Genomic DNA, 17124 nt, shown 5'->3' with positions numbered 1-17124 from the left:
GCAGGATAAGATACACTTTTAATGGCCTCTATGTCAAGCCCCCGCAAAATTTCAACCCACTGAACAAGCTTGGCGTACGTAGTTCCGGTTGTTTCTGAAAATCTTTGCCGCTTCTCTCGCCTGATACTGCCCGCTATGGATACTGCCGCTACCTCCGCCGACCTGCTCCTGCCCGATTCCCTCCTGCTCAACGGCCGCGAGTTCCGTTACGCCGACATTCAGCAGTACCCGGCCAACTCGCCGCAGGACCTGAATGGCTACGAGGCCCGCGTGCTGGACTTTGTGCGGCAGTGGCTGAACGGGGCGCAGGAATTCGGTTTGCGCACCTCGGGCTCCACGGGCAAGCCCCAGCTGGTGCAGATGAAGCGGCGGCAGCTGGAAGCCTCGGCCCGCCGCACCGGCGACTACTTCGACCTGGGCCCCGGCGACCGGCTGCTGGTGTGCCTGAACTGCGAGTTTGTGGGCGGCCTGATGATGCTGGTGCGCGGCCTGGAGCGGCGCATGCACCTGACCATCGTGGAGCCCCACGCCGACCCGCTGGCGCTGGTGCCGGCCGGCGCCGAGTTCGACTTCACCTCCTTTGTGCCCCTGCAGCTGCGTACCGTGCTCGATGCCGGCCACGCCCCGCGCCTCAACCGCATGAAGGGCATTCTGGTGGGCGGCGCGGCCGTGGAGCGCAGCCTCGAAACCAACATCCGGAAGCTGAAGGTGCCGGTGTACGTGACATACGGCATGACCGAAACGGCCTCGCACATTGCCCTGCGCCGCCTCAATGGCCCCGACGTGCAGACCACCTACCGCGTGCTGCCCGGCATCCACGTCGGGCAGGATGCACGCGGCTGCCTCACCGCCCGCGCCGACGTCACCAACGACCAGCTCATTATCACCAACGACCGGATAACCCTCTCCGACGATGGCCACAGCTTTGAGTGGCTGGGCCGCGCCGACTTCGTGATAAACAGCGGCGGCGTGAAGGTGCAGGCCGAAAAGGTGGAGCTGGTGCTGGAAGTGGCCCTCACGGAGCTGGGGCTGGGCCGCCGCGCCTTCGTGGCCGGCCGCCCCGACCCGCGCCTGGGCGAGCAGGTGACGGCGTTTCTGGAAGGCCCGGCCCTGCGCCCGGCGCAGCAGCAGCAGCTTCTGGCCCTGCTCAGCCAGCGCCTCGACAAGTACGAAGTGCCCCGCGACGTGGTGTACGTGCCGCAGTTCCGCACTACTGCCTCCGGCAAGCTGGATAGGCTGGGTACGGTGCGCGGCCTCGCGCCCGCGCCGGGTGTGGGCGGCCGGTAGCGGACGGGCGCCAATATTAATTATGTGAAATTATCCGTTGATTTGTGCAAGTTCCTACTCTGCACCCAATCAATGAAGCGTACCCAAGTTTCTGTAGCGGCCTTGTTGCTGGCCAGCCAGTTGGTGGGCGGCTATGCCACCACAGCCAGCACCACCACTACCCCCACCACTGCCGTCGGCAATGCAACTACTGAGGCCGTGAGCCAACTGGGCGCGGCCGCCGCGGTAGCCCAGGAGGCGCCGGTTGCGCCGGCTGCCGTGCCGGCCGCCCCGCCGTTTCAGGTGGTGGCCGAGCAGTTTGCCGATCTGCGCGTGCTGCGCTACCAAGTGCCCGGCTTCGAGACGCTGGAGCCCCAGCAGAAAGAGCTGCTCTACTACCTCTATGAGGCGGCGCTGAGCGGGCGCGAAATCATCTACGACCAGAACTACCGCCACAATCTGCGCGTGCTGCGCACCATTCAGGCCGTGTGGACGGCCAACGAGCAGCGCCGCACCGCCAGCACCAACCCGCGCGAGCTGGACCAGGCCACCAAGTTTGCCACCTACGCCAAGCGCGTGTGGTTCTCCAACGGCATCCACCACCACTACAGCACCCGCAAGATGCTGCCGGAGTGCACGCCGGCCTACTTCCGGGAGCTGATTTTCGCCGTCGATGCCAAGCAGCTGCCGCTGGAGCCCAACGAGAGCGTGACGAAGTTTCTGGGCTCGATGACGACCATCCTGTTCGACCCCGCCGTGGCGCCCAAGCGCGTCAACCAAGAGGCCGGCAAAGATTTGGTGAAGACCTCGGCCATGAACTTCTACCAGGGCGTGAGCCAAGCCGAGGTGGAAGCCTACTACAAGCGCAAAATCAACACCCAGGACCCGCAGCCCATTTCCTACGGCCTCAACTCGCGCCTCGTGAAGGACAAGCAGGGCCAGCTGCAGGAGCGCAAATGGATGACCGACGGCCTCTACGACAAGGCCCTCTCGCAGGTGGTGTTCTGGCTACAGAAGGCCGTGGCAGTGGCCGAAAACCCCGAGCAGAAGCTGGCCCTGCAGAAGCTGGTGCAGTTCTACCAGACCGGCGACCTGAAGGTGTGGGACGAGTACAACATTGCCTGGGTGCACGACACCAAGAGCCGCACCGACGTGGTAAACGGCTTCATTGAAGTCTACGGCGACCCGCTCGGCTACCGCGCCAGCTACGAGTCGGTGGTGTCGTTCAAGGACCTGGAGGCCACCAAGCGCATCCAGGCCATCGGCGACGAGGCCCAGTGGTTCGAGGACAATTCACCCATCAAGCCTGAGCACAAAAAGCAGAACGTGGTAGGCATCACGGCCAAGGTGATTACGGCCGTGGTGGAAGCCGGCGATGCCGCCCCCGCCACGCCCATCGGCATTAACCTACCCAACGCCACCTGGATCCGCAAAGAGCACGGCTCGAAGTCGGTGAACCTGGGCAACATTGTGGACGCCTACGGCCTGGCCGATGCCGGCGGCATGCTGGATGAGTTTGCTTTCGACGAAGCCGAGAAGCAGCGCGCGCGGCAATTTGCGGGCATGGCTGGCAAGCTCCATACCGACATGCACGAGGTAATCGGGCACGCGTCGGGCCAGATCAACAAAGGCGTGGGCACGCCCAAGGAAACCCTGAAAAGCTACGCCTCGGCCCTGGAAGAAGCCCGCGCCGACCTCGTGGCCCTCTACTATCTGCCCGATGCCAAGCTGGTGCAGCTGGGTGTGGTGCCGGCCGGCGGCGAGCTGGCCAAGGCCGAGTACGACAACTACATCCGCAACGGCCTGATGACCCAGCTGGTGCGCCTGCAGCCCGGCGAAACCGTGGAGGAAGCCCACATGCGCAACCGCCAGATGGTGGCCAAGTGGGCCTTCGAGAAAGGCCAGAAAGACAAGGTGGTGGAGAAGGTAACCCGCGACGGCAAGACCTACTTCCGCGTGAACGACTACGAGAAGCTGCGCGGCCTGTTCGGGCAGCTGCTGCGCGAGCTGCAGCGCATCACCAGCGAAGGCGACTACGCCGCTGGCAAGGCCCTCATCGAAACCTACGGCGTGAAAGTGGACCCCGTGCTGCACAAAGAGGTGCTGGCCCGCTACGCCAAGCTCAACATTGCGCCCTACGCCGGCTTCATCCAGCCCAAGCTGGTGCCGGTGCTCGACGGCGGTAAAATCACGGACGTGAAAGTGGAGTACCCCACCGACTTCGCCCAGCAGATGCTGGAATACGGCCGCAAGTACCGCCTGCTTCCGAACTACAACTAGCACGCCCGCTTGAGTGGAACGTCATGCAGAGGCGCAGCCGAAGCATCTCGTTCGTGTAGTAACTGTCATGCTGAGCTTGCCGAAGCATCTCGCGTGCTGACTCAGGAGTAGCAACGCAACATCAGCACGCGAGATGCTTCGGCAGGCTCAGCATGACGTTCTCTTTCAAAACGACGTTCTTTTCGTCCCACATCAACCTCTCAACCAACCACACCCCATGAAACACCTTTCCGCCCTCTTCCTGCTGCTGGCTATGCTGCTGGCCCCCCCCGCCGCCCGCGCCCAAACCGCCCCCGACGCGGCACGCTACGAGTACTGCGAGCTGCACCTGAAGGGCGCCGACGTATTCGCCGATTTCGGCTACGGCCCCGAGAAGCTGGGCGGCGGCTCGCTCTCCAAGCTGGAAGCCGGCAAGCTGCAGGTTTTCGCTACCCACATCAGCGCCCTCAACTACATGGGCTCGCTGGGCTGGGACGTGGTGCAGGTGTACGGCGACATCAACTCGGGCAGTGCCCGCAACAAAGAGCAGTTCTTCATGCTGCGCCGCCTGCGCTCCTCGCAGGGCGTAAACGTGAACAAGCAGTAAGCCCTCTGTCATTGCGAGGACGAAGGACGAAGCAATCCTTCCTCTCCGTGCGATAAGCGTGAATTAAGCAGAAAGCCCTTCGGCGTTAGTGTACTACACTACTGCTGGAGGGCTTTCTGTTTAGGAAAGTGTCTGCCACGAAAGGAAGGATTGCTTCGTCCTTCGTCCTCGCAATGACAGCACCACTACCAGTCGGCGCGGCGCAGGCCTTGCTGGGTGAAAAGGCGCTGCCGGCCGCGGGCGACTTTGTACAGGTCGCCGAGGGACAGCTTGACGCGGCCGTAGAATACCGGGCCGTTCAGCTCGCGCTCCGTAAACTTATTCACAAACATCGGCTGGCGCCACCCTACGCCCGTGCCCAGCGCCAGCCAGCGGTACACCCGCATCTGCCCCGACAATGTGGGCTCGGCTAGCCAGATAACTTTCTTGGGCGAGCGAACCACTTGGCCATCGGGCAGGGCGTAGCGGGCGTATGTTTTGCCCACGCCCAACTGCAGCTGCGTGGCTATTTCCCAGCGTGGGTTGCCCAGTACCACGTACTCGCCGTAGGCGGCCACGTAGCGCAGCCGCAGCTCCGAATTGGTAGCGGCCGGCAGCTCCGAGGGAATTGGCTGGCGCGACGGAATGCCGTTGCTGAGCAGGTACACGCCCAGGCCCGTGCGCAGCCGCCCGCGCCACTCTATGCCCAGCTTCAGGCCCGGAATGGTTACCAGCCGGTGGTTGATGATGGAGTTGCGGATGTCCAGTTGGAACACCGGCCGGCGGTGCGGGTGGCGCACGCCTACGGAATCGGCGGGCGCTGGAATGGGGGTGGCGGCCGGCGCTGATACGGCGGCGGCCACAGTCAGCAGCCAGGCCAGGCCCAGCGCCGATAGTTTTCTCCCCAAATGATGCGCATCCGATGTTACCACGGCGCAAAGTTACGGCCCGCAGCCCACGTGGTTGCTACTAGTCCCAAATAGCACCAGCCGCTTCGCCCTCCTGCCCTTGTCGGTTCGCCCCGGCCGGCCGCCGGTTCACCTGGTTTGGGCTTCGGCCGGCGGCCTCCGGCAGCTACCTTCGGATCATCATCCAAGCTCTTACTGCCATGGCTCTCACCCCCGACTCTCTGTTTGCCCTCGCCAACCCCGTAGCGCTGCTGGGCTGGGCCCTACTGGTGCTGGCTCCGCGCTGGCGCGTCACGCGCTGGCTGGTGCTCAGCGGGGCGTGGCCGCTGCTGCTGGCCGTGGCCTACGCCTTGCTCATCGGCGGCCACTACCTGGGGGCTCACGCCACGGAAGGCGGCTTCAATTCGCTGGCTGAGGTGGCGTTGCTGTTTCGCAATCCGTGGGCGCTGCTGGCCGGCTGGGTGCACTACTTGTGCTTCGATTTGAGTGTTGGCATCTGGGAAAGCCTGGATGCGCGGCGCCGCGGGGTGCCACACCTGCTGCTGGTGCCGTGTTTGCTGCTCACGTTTCTGTTTGGGCCGGTGGGGCTCTTGCTCTATGCTGTTGTGCGGCGCTTCTACGCGGCTCCCGCCACTGCCGCGGCCACTCCCCTTTCTGCTTCCCTGTAACCTTTCTGCGTCGTGGCTACTCTTAACTTTTCGCTGAAATCCGGCGCCGCTGCCGCCGCTGGTTCTACCGTTGCTGGCGCTGCTTCGCCGGCCGGCTATGCGGCCACCTGGCTGCGCGTGCTGCACCGCGTGAATCCGGTGCTGGCCTGGGCCGGCTGGCTGCACGTGGCGCTGCTGCTGCTGGCGCTGGCGCTGCTGCCCTTCGACCACCGCCTCGTAACGGGCCTGCCCGTGTGGATGAAGCCGGCCAAGTTTGCCCTTTCCGGCCTGCTCTACCTCTGGACGCTGGCCTGGCTGCTGGCCGACCTGCCGGCGGTGGCGCAACGGTCGGTGCGCCGCATCAGTGGAGGCGTGGCCCTGAGCATGGTGGTTGAAATGGTGTGCATCACGACGCAGGCCGCCCGCGGCACCAGCTCGCACTTCAACGGCGCCACGGCGCTGGATGGGGCCCTGTTCAGTGTGATGGGCGTGTTCATCATGTTCAACACCGTGCTGACTGTCTGGGCGGTGTATCTGGTGTGGCGGCACCGGCCCCACGGCCCGGCCGGCTACGTGTGGGGCGTGCGCCTGGGGCTGCTGCTGTTTCTGCTGGGCAGCCTGCTGGGCGGCATGATGATTCACCTCAACCAGCACACCGTGGGCGCCCCCGACGGCGGCCCCGGCCTGCCCGGTCTGGGGTGGAGCACCCGCGCCGGCGACCTACGCACGGCCCACTTCCTGGGCCTCCACAGCCTGCAGGCATTGCCGCTGCTGGGTTGGTGGCTGAGCCGGCACCTGCCGCGCCGCGCCGCGCTCCTGACGTGGCTGGGCGCCGCCGCCTACGCCGGTCTGGTAGCCCTGTTGTTTGCGCTGGCCCTGCAGGGCGTGCCGCTGCTGGCCGTCCGGTAGCCAATTGCTTCGTGTACTTCTCACCTAACCCTCTTCCTGCTCATGGCTGCTTTCCGACTCCTGTTTCGCCAGTTGCTGATGGTTTTCGGCCTGCTCCTGCTCGCGGCCCCAACCGCCATGGCCCAGCAGCGGGCCAGCCGGCTCACCAACGGCCCCACCACCCTGCTCACCTCCGACTCGGTGCAACTGTACGTGCAGGTGGCGGGCCAGGGGACGCCGTGCGTGTTTGTGCACGGCGGGCCGGGCGCGGGCAGCTACTCGTTTGAGAAGCTGGGTGGCAACCGCCTCGAAGACAAGCTGCGCCTGATTTACTACGACCAGCGCGGCAGCGGCCGCTCGGCCAGCCCCCGGCGCCCCAGCTACAGCATGGCGCGTATGGTGCAGGATTTGGAGGAGCTGCGGCAGCAGCTGGGCCTGGAACGCTGGGTGCTGATGGCCCACTCGTTTGGGGGCACCATTGCCACGGCCTACGCCACGCAGTACCCGCAGCGGGTGCAGGCGCTGGTGCTGGTGAATGCCGTGCTCGACCCGCCGGCGTCGCTGGAAAGCATGGTGCAGTACGGCACTACCTTACTGCCCGCCGCCGCCCAGCCCAACCCCGGCCTGCCGATGATGCAGCGCGTAGGCATGGTGATGGGCGCGCTGCAACAGCAGAAGCTGGCCTGGCAGCTGCAGTTTTCCGCCGACTCGCTGGCTGCCCGCGCCAGCCGCGTGAGCCGCAGCGTGCCCGCCAACCCCGACTTCGGCACCCAGGTGTTCAGCGGCCAGCTGCCCGACTACGGCCAGGATTTCGTGCCCGCCACCGCCAAGCTCCCAATGCCCGTGCTCAACATTGTGGGCCAGGACGACCGCACCACGGGCGCCGCGCCCGGCACCTTCCGGTTCCCGCAGCAGCAGACGATGGTGCTGCCCGGCAAGCACAATTCGTTTCTGGAGCAGCCGGCGGCCTTCCGGCAGGCCGTGGTTAGCTTCGTGCAGAAGCTGCCGCGCTAACGTAGCTAAGGCGGCGCAGCAGTAGCGCGAACATTGCAGTTCGCGTCCCCGCGCCGTTCAGACGATTCTAACGGCGTGGGGGCGCGAACTACACAGTTCGCGCTACGGCCGCTCACTGAACACCAAACGGATTTCCTGCTGCATGCCGCCACCTGCCGACCGTCCCGCTGCCTTCCTGAACGACCGGTGGTTTCTGCTGCTCGGTATCCCGACGCTGGCCTTGCTGGTGCTGTTGCCGCGGGGGCTGCTGCAGGTGGGCTCGGTGCCGGAGGCGCTGGGCGCGTGGGTGGTGTCGCTGGGCATTACCACCACGTTCTGGCTGGCGGGCCGGCAGCTGTGGCGCCTGCTGCTCCGGCGGTTTCCGCGCGTCGAGCAAACCACGCGCCGGCTGTGGTGGCTGGCTGGTATCAACACGTCTCTCACGGCCGTCGTCACGCTGGGTATTGGGTTGCTGGCGGCGCGGGCGCAGGGCGGGCAGCTCACGGGGCGCGGCTTCCTGGCCGAGTTCGGGCTGAACATGGTGCCCACGGTGGTGGTGCAGCTGATTTATGAGAGCTGGCACCTGTTTCAGCAGTGGAAGCAGAACCTGCGCCGCGCCGAGCAGCTGCAGAGCGCCGGCATCCGAAGCCAGCTTGAAGCCCTGCAAAGCCAGCTCGACCCGCACTTCCTGTTCAACTCTCTGAACACGCTGTCGGCGCTGGTGGAGCCCGAAAACGAGGCCGCGCAGCAGTTTCTGGAGCAGCTTTCGGATGTGTACCGCTACGTGCTGCTGGCCCGCGACAAGCCCACGGTGCCGCTCGGCGAGGAGCTGGCCTTCGTGGAAACCTACCTGGCCCTGCACAAAACCCGCTTCCGCGACAACCTGCGCGTGACTACCACCGTGCCACCAGTCTTGCAGGCCCGGCAGGTGGCGCCGCTGAGCGTGCAGCTGCTGGTCGAAAACGCCCTCAAGCACAACGTGGCCTCGCGGGAGCATCCGCTGGAGCTGCGCATTGGAGTGGATGTCGGGCAGCAGTTTCTAGTGGTGGAAAACACCTTACGCCCCCGCACCGCCGGCCTCGCGCCCGGCACTGGCACCGGCCTGCGCAACGTGCGCCACCGCTACGAGCTGCTGCAAGCCGCCGCGCCCGTAACCGTATCGGCCGCCGACGGGTGGTTTCGGGTGCAGCTGCCGTTGTTGAATGGGTGATGAGGTGATGAGGTGAAAAGAACGTCATTCCGAGCATGTGGCGCATCAAGCCAGTGACGAGGAATCTCGCCAGAAGCTAATCCCCTTTCCTGAACTGATGGACTGAATCAGGAATCATCCCCAATCCACCATATTACCGGATTACTAATCTGGCGAGATGCTTCGGCTCCGCCTCTGCATGACGTACCATATGTCACCCAAATCATGACCGTTCTGCTGCTTGAAGACGAATACCCGGCGGCCGAGCGGCTGCAGCGGCAGCTGCTGCAGGCAGCCCCCGAAGCCCAGGTGCTGGCCGTGCTCGACAGCGTGGCCGCCACCCTGCAATGGCTGGACCACAACCCCGCGCCCGACCTGATCCTGAGCGACATTCAACTGGCCGACGGCCTCAGCCTGGAGGTGTTCGAACAGGCCGTGGTACGCAGCCCGGTCATTTTCACGACGGCCTACGATGCCTATGCCATCCGGGCGTTCCGGGCGAATAGTGTGGATTACCTGCTGAAGCCGGTGAAGCTGCTGGAGCTGCAGGCGGCGCTGGCCAAGCTGCGCGAGTGGCGCACGACCACCGCGCCCACCCCGCCGGCCCAGCGCCTGGAGCACCTCCTGGACAGTTTGCCGCGGGCCGAACGGCCTTACAAAACCCGCTTCCTGGTGCGCCACGGCGAGCAGCTGCTGCCCCTGCCCGCCGCCCAGGTGGCCTGGTTCCAAAGCCGCCACGAAACCACCACCCTCGTAGCCCAGGACGGCCGCCGCTTCGTGGTCGACTACACGCTGGAGCAGCTGGAAAGCCTGCTCGACCCGCGCCAGTTTTTTCGCCTCAATCGCCAGTTTCTGGCCCAGTTGCCGGCCGTGCAGCGCCTGCACCCGCACTTCAACGGCAAGCTGCTGCTGGAGCTGCACCCCGCCCCCAGCGAGGAAGTGCTGGTAAGCCGCGAGAAAGCCGGTGCGCTGAAGCAGTGGCTGGAGGGCTGAGTGGATTGTCATTGCGAGGCCGAAGGACAATAGACTCAATGCCTTGCTTGCTCAAAGTTGAGCTAAGAGCGAGGGTTGTAGAGACGCAATATTTTGCGTCTCGTCGTTGCTGATGTTGTTCAAACGGCGCAGGTCCGGCCGTTCAACGACGAGACGCAAAATATTGCGTCTCTACACCGTTCTGCCAGCTTCTGAAGCTCGCTCAGCTAGCCTCCTACTATAAAGCCTTCCGACCGTGGCGTAGCCCAGTTACACTGGAAGGCTTATCGGCAAGAAATTGCCTCAGCCTAGCCAAGAAGGGGTTGCCTCGTGGCTGTTTGCTGCGTGTAAAGGCTCGCCAATAAGCCCGACTACCTATCCAGCCAGGCCTTGAACGTGCTGACTTTTTCGCGGCTTACCAGCACGGTGTCGTTGTCGGGTGGGGTGGGCTTGAGGACGGTTTGCAGGCGCGAGTTGGTGTAGTGGATGATGTCGTGGATGGCGTCGGCGTGGGCCAGGTAGGCGCGGTTGAGGCGGAAGAATTCCAGCGGATCGAGCAGGCCTTCGAGCTGTTCCAGCGTGTAGTCGACCACGAACCGGCGGCCTTCGCGGGTGTGCAGCAGCGTCACTTTTTCCAGGCTGGCGAAGTAGGCAATCTGCTCCACCGGAATGGCCTTGAGGTGCTCGCCCACCCGCACCACGAAGCGCGTTTTGTATTCCTTGGCGGGCTGGGTTTGTTGCAACACCCGCGCCAGCAGCGCCGCATCCAGCGGCGGCGTGGCGGCTTCGCGCTGGCGGTGCAGCTTTGTTAGCGCCGCCGTCAACTCCTCAGCGTCGATGGGCTTGAGCAGGTAATCCACGCTGTTCACTTTGAAGGCCCGTAGCGCGTACTTGTCGTAGGCGGTGGTGAAGACCACCGGGCTGCGGATTTCCAGCCGCTCGAACAGCTCGAAGCTGAGCCCGTCGGCCAGATGGATGTCCAGAAACAGCACGTCGGGCGCGGGCTGCACGGTGCGCAGCAGCGCCTCGGCCTCGGCCACCGACTCGGCCGTGCCCACCACTTCCACGGGCTGGGCTTGCTTGTTCAATAGCCCAATCAGGCGGTTGGCCGCCAGCGGCTCGTCTTCGATAATCAGGGCGCGTAGGGGTGTTGGCATAGGCGAAAGTAAGAGCTTGGGCGCAGTAAACAGGCCACTTTGAGCGGTGTAGAGACGCGACCCTTCGCGTCTCATCGTTGAACAACCGGAACAGTACCATCTAAACAGCGTCAGCAACGAAGAGACGCGAAGGGTCGCGTCTCTACACTGCTCAGCCTACGTCAGCTCCAGCAGCGGCAGCGTCACGATGAACTCGGTTTCGGTCTTTTCGATCAGCACGGGCTGGCTGGTCAGGAACTGGTAGCGGGCCTGCAGGTTGGCCAGGCCCAGGCCCGTCGATTCGCCGTCGGGCACGCGGCGGTAGCGCAGGGCGTTGCGCACCACCAGCTGCCGGGCGGCCACGTCCAGCGTGAGGCTGAGGCGCAGCGGGTCGCGCTGGGAAGTAGCGTTGTGCTTGAGGGCGTTTTCGAGCAGCAGCTGCACGGCCAGCGGCGGCACCAGCAGCGCGTCCAGGTCGGCGGCGGGCGGCAGGCTGATGTCCACTTGCAGGCCTTCGCCGAGGCGGGTTTGCTGCAGGTACACGTACGATTCCACAAACCGCATCTCCTCGCGCAGCGGCACCACTTCCTGCTCCTGCGAGTCGAGCACGTAGCGGTACACCTGGGCCAGCTGCCGCACGAAGCGCGTGGCGCGGGCCGGGTCGTGGTCTTCGATGAGCGAGGTGAGGGCGTTCAGCGAGTTGAACAGAAAGTGCGGGTCCACCTGCCGGCGTAGCGAGTCGAGGCGGGCCACGGCGTTTTCCTTTTCCACCCGCTCCACCCGGATAGCGGCCTCGCGCCAGCCCATCAGAAACGAGCGGCTGTGCATAAACAGCGACACCACCACCGTAATCAGCAGCGGAATAACGAAGGGCCGCCAGGTGAGCGAGCTGAGCGGCCGGTGGTGGTAGAACACCAGAAAGCCTCCGGTCACGAGCAGAATCACGAGCAGTGACATTACCACCGACAGCAGCAGCGTAATCAGGAAGCGGCGGAACGGGTGCAACGTCCAGTCGACGCGGCGGTTCAGCCACTCGCTGGGAAAGCCGTTGGCCAGCCACAGGCCGGTGGTGTAGCAGAAGTTGTAGCCGAACGTGACCAGAAAATCCTCGCTCAGCAGCGGGCACTCAGAGCAGAACGTAAATGACAGCACCAACGACATGGCCAGCATCAGCCCCAGCATCATCGCCCACTTGCGGTGGGGGTAGTATTGCCCCAGGTTGGCGAAGTGCCTGGCTGCCGGCGGCGGGGTGGCCGCTGTTTTCGGCGGCGCGGCAAAAGCGGATTCCAGCATAAGCTAAAGAGGCCGAAGGGCCGGTAGTACGAGCGAAAAGATACCACTTGTGCCGCGGATACCCGGCAGGCCACAGCCCGGCAAGGTATCCGCGGCACTGGCCGTCGGCTTACTTCACCGAGGCCGTTTCGTAGGCTTTCAGGCGGCCCAGCAGCTGCCGCTCGCCCCAGTTGGGGGCCGTGGCAGAGGCCGGCGTGAAGGCGGCGTAGCGCTTTTTGGCTTCCTCGTACAGCGGCTTGGCCACGTCGGCACCGCCCCCGAACATGGCGGGCGTGTAGTACACGTTGTTGGCCTGCACCAGGTAGATGCGCGGGTTGGCGGCGTTCAGCTTCTTGGCCTGCTCCAGCGTGGCCGTCACCATGCCCGAGTACTTCATGGAGCGCAGCATCGGCGACACGCCCAGGCGGGCCTGGTAGATGTAGGCCTGCAGCACCAGCAGCTCCGACTCGTCGCCGCCCAGCTTGCGGGCCTGCGCCAGGGCGGCTTCGGCCTGGTCGAGGTACTTGTCTTTGGTGTCGCCGTCTTCCTTGCTCTGGAAGCAGGTGATGAGGCGGGCGTAGGCCTGGTAGTAGCGGGGCAGCCAGTCTTTGCCGTTGACGGCGGCGGCGCGCTCCAGCTTGGCATCCACCTGCTTGAGCTGGGTTACGTCGCCGGTGCTCATCAGCTCCTTGATGGTCGCCACCATCATGTCGTTGTAGGGGTCAGTGGCAGCGGCAGCGGCAGTAGCGGCGGCGGGCTTGGTGGCGGGCACCGTTTGAGCAGTGGCGGCGAAGGAAGCGGCAACGAGGGCGAGGGTGAACAGCGACTTTTTCATGACAGGAAAATGGTTTGTGGTGGTTGAGTGATTCAAAGGTGGGCGGCCCGGGGCGGCCCTGAAACTTGCCGTTACCGAAGCGTCGGATTTGGCGGATGAAGCGTAGGTGGGGAACCTCACCCCAACCCCTCTCCAAAAGAGAGGGGCTCTAGTTTTAGCATTTAGAGGATACCTACTAGAGGCTAGTCCCCCCTCTCTTTTGGAGAGGGGGCCAGGGGGTAAGGTCACTCCGGCCGCTCGTTCACGTTGCCGGGGCTTTTCTTGTTGATGGAGATGAACACGCCCACGAACAGCATGCGCGGGGCCGTGGGCGTGATGGCCACGCGGCGGTACTGGCCGGTGGCGGCGTCGGGCGTGGTGGCGTAGCGGTAGCCGAACACGTTGGGGCGGCCCAGCACGTTGGAGGCCGACACGTGCACGATGGTGAACTGCCCGAACAGCCGCGTGAGGTAGCTGGCGTTCAGGCTCAAATCCTGGTAAGTGGGCAGCACGCCCTGGTTGTAGCCGTCCTGGTTGGGGTCGTGGTAGCGGCGGGAGCTGCCGTAGCTCCAGGTGGCTCCGAAGAGCGTGGTTAGCTTGGGCACCCAGTATTTGCCCACCACCGACACGTTGTGTTTGGCCGCAAACGTGGGCACGGCCGATACAGGGTCCTGGCGGTACTGGCGGCGGGTGTCGAGCAACCCGTAGCTCACCCAGTACTCCAGGTATTTCACCGTTTTCCGGTCGCGCCACAGCACGTCGAGGCCGCGGGCGTAGCCGGTGCCGTCATTTGTGTAGGCGGCCGGGTTGCGGGGGTTCTGGCCGTCGAAGCGGGTGAGGTGGGCGTAGGTTTTGTGGTAGGCTTCGGTTTGCAGCAGGCGGCCGTTGTGGTTGTACTGGTAGGTGAGCACGGCGTGATTGGCCTCCTCGAAGCGCAGCCGGGGCTGCACCAGCAGCAGCGCGTTGTCGGGCGTCTGGTAGAAGCGGCCGTAGGCGCCCGACACGGAGCTGTGCTCGGTGGTTTGATAGGCCAGCGCCAGGCGTGGCGCGGCGTTGGCCAGCCCCAGCAGCGCCGAGTACTCGGCCCGGCCGCCCACCCGCCCGGCCAGCCGGTCGGTCAGCTGGAAGTCGGTTTCCACGAAAGCGGCCGTGCGCTGCTCCGTGAAGCTGGTTTGGTAGCTAAGCGCCGCCGTAGCGTGCGGTTGATAGGTTTGCGTGACGCGCTGGCCAACGCCTTCCACGCCCAGCTTCAGGTTCCAGCGGGTGCCCACCGAGTCGTTGGTGAGCACCACGCGGCCTACTACCGCCTGCTCCAGGGTGCGCAGGCGCAACGTGTCGGGCTGCAGGTCTTTGTCGTCGCGGCTCAGCGCCACGCCGGTTTGCAGGCTCCAGCCGTGGCGCAGCGGGCTACGGAAGGTGGTGTTGAGGTAGCCGTTGCGGTTCTGCAGCGCTATCTGCTGGCGGCCGGCGGCCTCGGGGCTGGGCTGCCCGATGACGAAGCGCTGCCCGCTCCAGGTGCCGTACGCTTTCAGCATGCCGGCCTGGCCGGTGCGGTGGCTGAGCTTCACGGAGCCGCTGCCGCCGCGCGGGGCCTGCACCCAGTCTACGTTCTGCGGCAGCAGCCCCATGTAGGGCGTCAGGTTGGTGTAGTCGCCGGAGAAGTCCAGCGAAGTCCGCTCCCAGCGCTTGGTGCGTGAGGCCCCCACAAACACCGACGACACCGACACGCCGGTCTGGGTTTCGGCGGCCAAATCAGTGGAATTCAGCTGCAGCACCCCCGACAGCGCCTGCCCATACAGCGCCGAGTAGCCGCCGGTGCTGAACACCGTGCCCCGGAACAGCGTGGGCGCAAACCGCCCGCGGGCCGGCACCGCGGGCACCGAGCCGGCGTAGAAGTTCTGCACCAGCAGCCCGTCGAGGTACACTTTGGTTTCGTTGGCGGCCCCGCCGCGCACAAACAGCTGGCCCTCCTCCCCCACTTTGGTGGTGCCAGGCAGCGTGTTGAGAGCCGCGGCTACGTCGGAGAGGGCGCCGGCAGTGGTTTGCACGTCGCGGGTGTTGAGGGCGGCGCTGCGGTGCTCGTCGCTGGCCTCGAAGGCGCCGGCCGTCACGACTACCGAGCCCAGCGCGTGCGGGGTGCCTTTCATCTTCAGAGACAGCCGCACCGGCTGCCCATTGAGCGCCACGGGCGTCTCCTGGGGCTGGTAGCCCAGCAAGCTCAGCACCAGCACGGCCGCCCCGGTCTGCCGGGTCTCAAACCGAAACGCGCCCACCGAGTCGGTGCTGGCGCCATCGAAGGTGCCGCGCAGAAACACGTTCACGCCCGGCAGCGCGCCCCCCGCCGCGTCGCGGACGGTGCCGGAAAGCGTGGTGGCGGACTGGGCCAGCAAAGGCAGCCCGGAGGCGAGTAGCAGCAGCAGCGAGAGTAGCAGACGTTTCATGGGGGTAGCGGCGAAGTGATGCTCAAAAGTGAGCACCCGCCGCAGCCCAGGAAACTTGCCGTTACCGAAGCGTCGGATTAGACGGATGAAGTGTTGGGAGGCGTGAAGAGTCTACTTGCGGCAGGGTCGCGGGCGTTGCTATCCGCACAACTGAATGCCTGCCTGCACCATTAGCGCCCTCCCGCCAAGAGGCCCCACACCAAGCTGTTTTTTGCTCTACTCGACGCGGTTTTGTGCGCGTCAACGCTTTATATTTGAAGCAGTTCAAAGACTTCGTTCCTACTGTTTTATCCTTGACTATTATCCGTTGCTGATGCGCTTGTTCAATCCTACTGCCAGCGTTGCCAAAGGCGACCAGCTGGCTCCCGGCTGGCTGAAATCGGGCTGGCTGTATCTGATGCTGCTGCCGGCCCTGGTGTGGGGATTCTCTTCGCTGTCGGTGGAGCGGAGCGTGGCATCCGTACTGCTCACGGTGTTTACCGTGGGGCTGGGCCATTCCATCGGGCTGCACCGCGGCATCATTCACCGCTCCTACCGCTGCTCGCGGCTGTTGCGCGGGGTCCTTGCCTACTGTTTCGTGCACTCAGGCCTGGGCGGGCCGCTCTCCTGGGTGCGGGTGCACTACTTCCGCGACTACTGGCAAAACCGCCCCGACTGCCCCGCCTACTTCCGCTACGACCATTCCTTATGGCAGGACTACGCCTGGAACCTGCACTTGGCGTTGCGGCCCGCTGATGAAGCCCGTTACGCTATTCCTGCCGAAGACCTGCACGACCCGTGGCTGCGCTTTCTGGAGCGCACCTGGTACTGGCACGTGCTGGGCGCAGCGGCCCTGATCTGGAGCGTATTCAGCTTCGAGGCCATGATTGTCTGCGTGTGCGTGCGGATCAGCGTGACCATCCTGGGGCACTGGTTTGTGGGCTTCGTGTCACACAAATATGGCTACGCCCGCTATGATATTGACCAGGCTACCGAGCATGGCTACAACAACTTCGTTTTGGGCGCGCTGTCCTTCGGCGAAGGCTTCCACAACAACCATCACGCCCACCCCAGCTCCGCCAAAATGAGCACCGCCTGGTACGAGCTGGATCTTGGCTGGTACCTGATTGCCACGCTGCGGGCCCTGGGTTTGGTCTGGGACGTACAAGTAGTGGGCCAGACGCCGACCCAGAAGCCTCAGGCCAAAGCCCGCGCCTACCGCTGGCACTGGCCCTGGCAAGAGTAAGGCTGCCTACAATTCTTACAAACCAAGCCACTGTGCTGCTTTCCTGTCTTCGGAAGTGGCACAGTGGCTTTTTCTATGCCGAGGGCCTGCGGCTTACCGGAATTCAATCAGCAATTGAAACGAGTACATTCAGCATACAGGCGGGTACACCCTACCGAATCACCCGGAAAATCAGCAGCAGAATAATCCCCACGATGCCTACCAGCGCGGCCAGAAACAGGTAGTCGGCGAGGCGCTCGGCCCGCTGTTCTGTGGTGGGGTTGCTGGTCCGGATAGAGAGAAACGAGAGCAGGCACGAAAACGCGAACAGCAGCGCAATGAGCGAGGTAAACTCGTCGATGAGGCTGCTGGTGGCGCTGTTGGTGATGTGAAGCGAGGTGATGACGAACAGGCAAAACCCCAGCAGATTGGCAGCCGTGGGCAGAATGTGTTGCGACGTGGTGTTGGCCATAGGCTGGCAATCTGGGGGTTTTGCGGCGTATTTCCGTGCCTGACCGGGTACGGAGGTTGCGGGCCCGCGCTACTACC

Annotated in this window: 15 protein-coding genes; 9 read left to right on the top strand and 6 right to left on the bottom strand. The window is 64.6% G+C overall.

What is annotated here, in order from left to right:
* The first annotated feature begins 135 nt into the window (after positions 1-135).
* The 3 genes from N008_RS14325 (at position 136) to N008_RS14315 (ending at position 4132) form a co-directional block, all read left to right on the top strand.
* Positions 136-1287 (top strand): AMP-binding protein, encoded by a 1152-nt coding sequence (locus N008_RS14325; protein WP_052381573.1) that lies wholly within the window; start codon positions 136-138, stop codon positions 1285-1287.
* Positions 1288-1359: 72 nt separating this feature from the next.
* Positions 1360-3546 carry a dipeptidyl-peptidase 3 family protein gene (locus tag N008_RS14320; protein ID WP_081910814.1) on the top strand — a complete coding sequence of 729 codons (2187 nt, stop codon included), beginning with the start codon at positions 1360-1362 and terminating at the stop codon, positions 3544-3546.
* A gap of 217 nt (positions 3547-3763) precedes the next feature.
* Entirely contained in the window at positions 3764-4132 is a 369-nt protein-coding gene (locus tag N008_RS14315) for a hypothetical protein (RefSeq protein WP_044016938.1), read from the top strand.
* A gap of 185 nt (positions 4133-4317) precedes the next feature.
* Here the strand turns inward: N008_RS14315 and N008_RS14310 are convergent, their stop codons facing one another.
* Positions 4318-5019, bottom strand: a complete 702-nt coding sequence (locus N008_RS14310) for a hypothetical protein (protein ID WP_044016936.1) — start codon at positions 5017-5019, stop codon at positions 4318-4320.
* 200 nt (positions 5020-5219) lie between these two features.
* Between N008_RS14310 and N008_RS14305 the strand changes: the two genes are divergently transcribed.
* The 5 genes from N008_RS14305 (at position 5220) to N008_RS14285 (ending at position 9729) form a co-directional block, all read left to right on the top strand.
* Positions 5220-5687: an ABA4-like family protein gene (locus tag N008_RS14305; RefSeq protein WP_052381571.1), complete on the top strand. Its 468-nt coding sequence runs from the start codon at positions 5220-5222 to the stop codon at positions 5685-5687.
* A gap of 12 nt (positions 5688-5699) precedes the next feature.
* A complete protein-coding gene (locus N008_RS14300) occupies positions 5700-6575 on the top strand; it encodes a hypothetical protein (RefSeq protein ID WP_052381570.1) in 876 nt (291 codons plus the stop codon).
* 42 nt (positions 6576-6617) lie between these two features.
* Positions 6618-7568, top strand: coding sequence for an alpha/beta fold hydrolase (locus N008_RS14295; protein ID WP_052381569.1), 951 nt, complete (start codon positions 6618-6620; stop codon positions 7566-7568).
* 142 nt (positions 7569-7710) lie between these two features.
* Complete coding sequence (locus N008_RS14290; RefSeq protein ID WP_044016934.1) at positions 7711-8757, top strand: sensor histidine kinase; 1047 nt, start codon at positions 7711-7713, stop codon at positions 8755-8757.
* Positions 8758-8961: 204 nt separating this feature from the next.
* A complete protein-coding gene (locus tag N008_RS14285) occupies positions 8962-9729 on the top strand; it encodes a LytR/AlgR family response regulator transcription factor (protein WP_044016932.1) in 768 nt (255 codons plus the stop codon).
* 350 nt (positions 9730-10079) lie between these two features.
* Here N008_RS14285 and N008_RS14280 read toward each other — a convergent pair whose 3' ends face one another.
* The 4 genes from N008_RS14280 to N008_RS14265 form a co-directional block, all read right to left on the bottom strand.
* On the bottom strand, positions 10080-10865 hold the full coding sequence (locus N008_RS14280) for a LytR/AlgR family response regulator transcription factor (RefSeq protein WP_044016930.1): 786 nt from the start codon (positions 10863-10865) through the stop codon (positions 10080-10082).
* Between the two features lie 156 nt (positions 10866-11021).
* Positions 11022-12137 (bottom strand): sensor histidine kinase, encoded by a 1116-nt coding sequence (locus N008_RS14275; protein WP_044016928.1) that lies wholly within the window; start codon positions 12135-12137, stop codon positions 11022-11024.
* Between the two features lie 109 nt (positions 12138-12246).
* A complete protein-coding gene (locus N008_RS14270) occupies positions 12247-12951 on the bottom strand; it encodes a hypothetical protein (protein ID WP_052381568.1) in 705 nt (234 codons plus the stop codon).
* A 224-nt stretch (positions 12952-13175) separates the two neighbouring features.
* Positions 13176-15371, bottom strand: coding sequence for a TonB-dependent receptor (locus tag N008_RS14265; protein WP_044018818.1), 2196 nt, complete (start codon positions 15369-15371; stop codon positions 13176-13178).
* A 313-nt stretch (positions 15372-15684) separates the two neighbouring features.
* On the opposite strand from N008_RS14265, the gene N008_RS14260 reads away from it, so the two are divergent.
* Complete coding sequence (locus tag N008_RS14260; protein ID WP_052381566.1) at positions 15685-16596, top strand: fatty acid desaturase; 912 nt, start codon at positions 15685-15687, stop codon at positions 16594-16596.
* Positions 16597-16747: 151 nt separating this feature from the next.
* On the opposite strand, the gene N008_RS14255 is transcribed toward N008_RS14260, so the two are convergent.
* On the bottom strand, positions 16748-17047 hold the full coding sequence (locus N008_RS14255) for a hypothetical protein (protein ID WP_044016926.1): 300 nt from the start codon (positions 17045-17047) through the stop codon (positions 16748-16750).
* Positions 17048-17124 lie beyond the last annotated feature (77 nt).

The organism is Hymenobacter sp. APR13 (assembly GCF_000737515.1).
GTDB lineage: Bacteria > Bacteroidota > Bacteroidia > Cytophagales > Hymenobacteraceae > Hymenobacter.
Note: the sequence above shows the minus strand (reverse complement) of the source record. Positions and strands in the feature narration are given on the sequence as shown.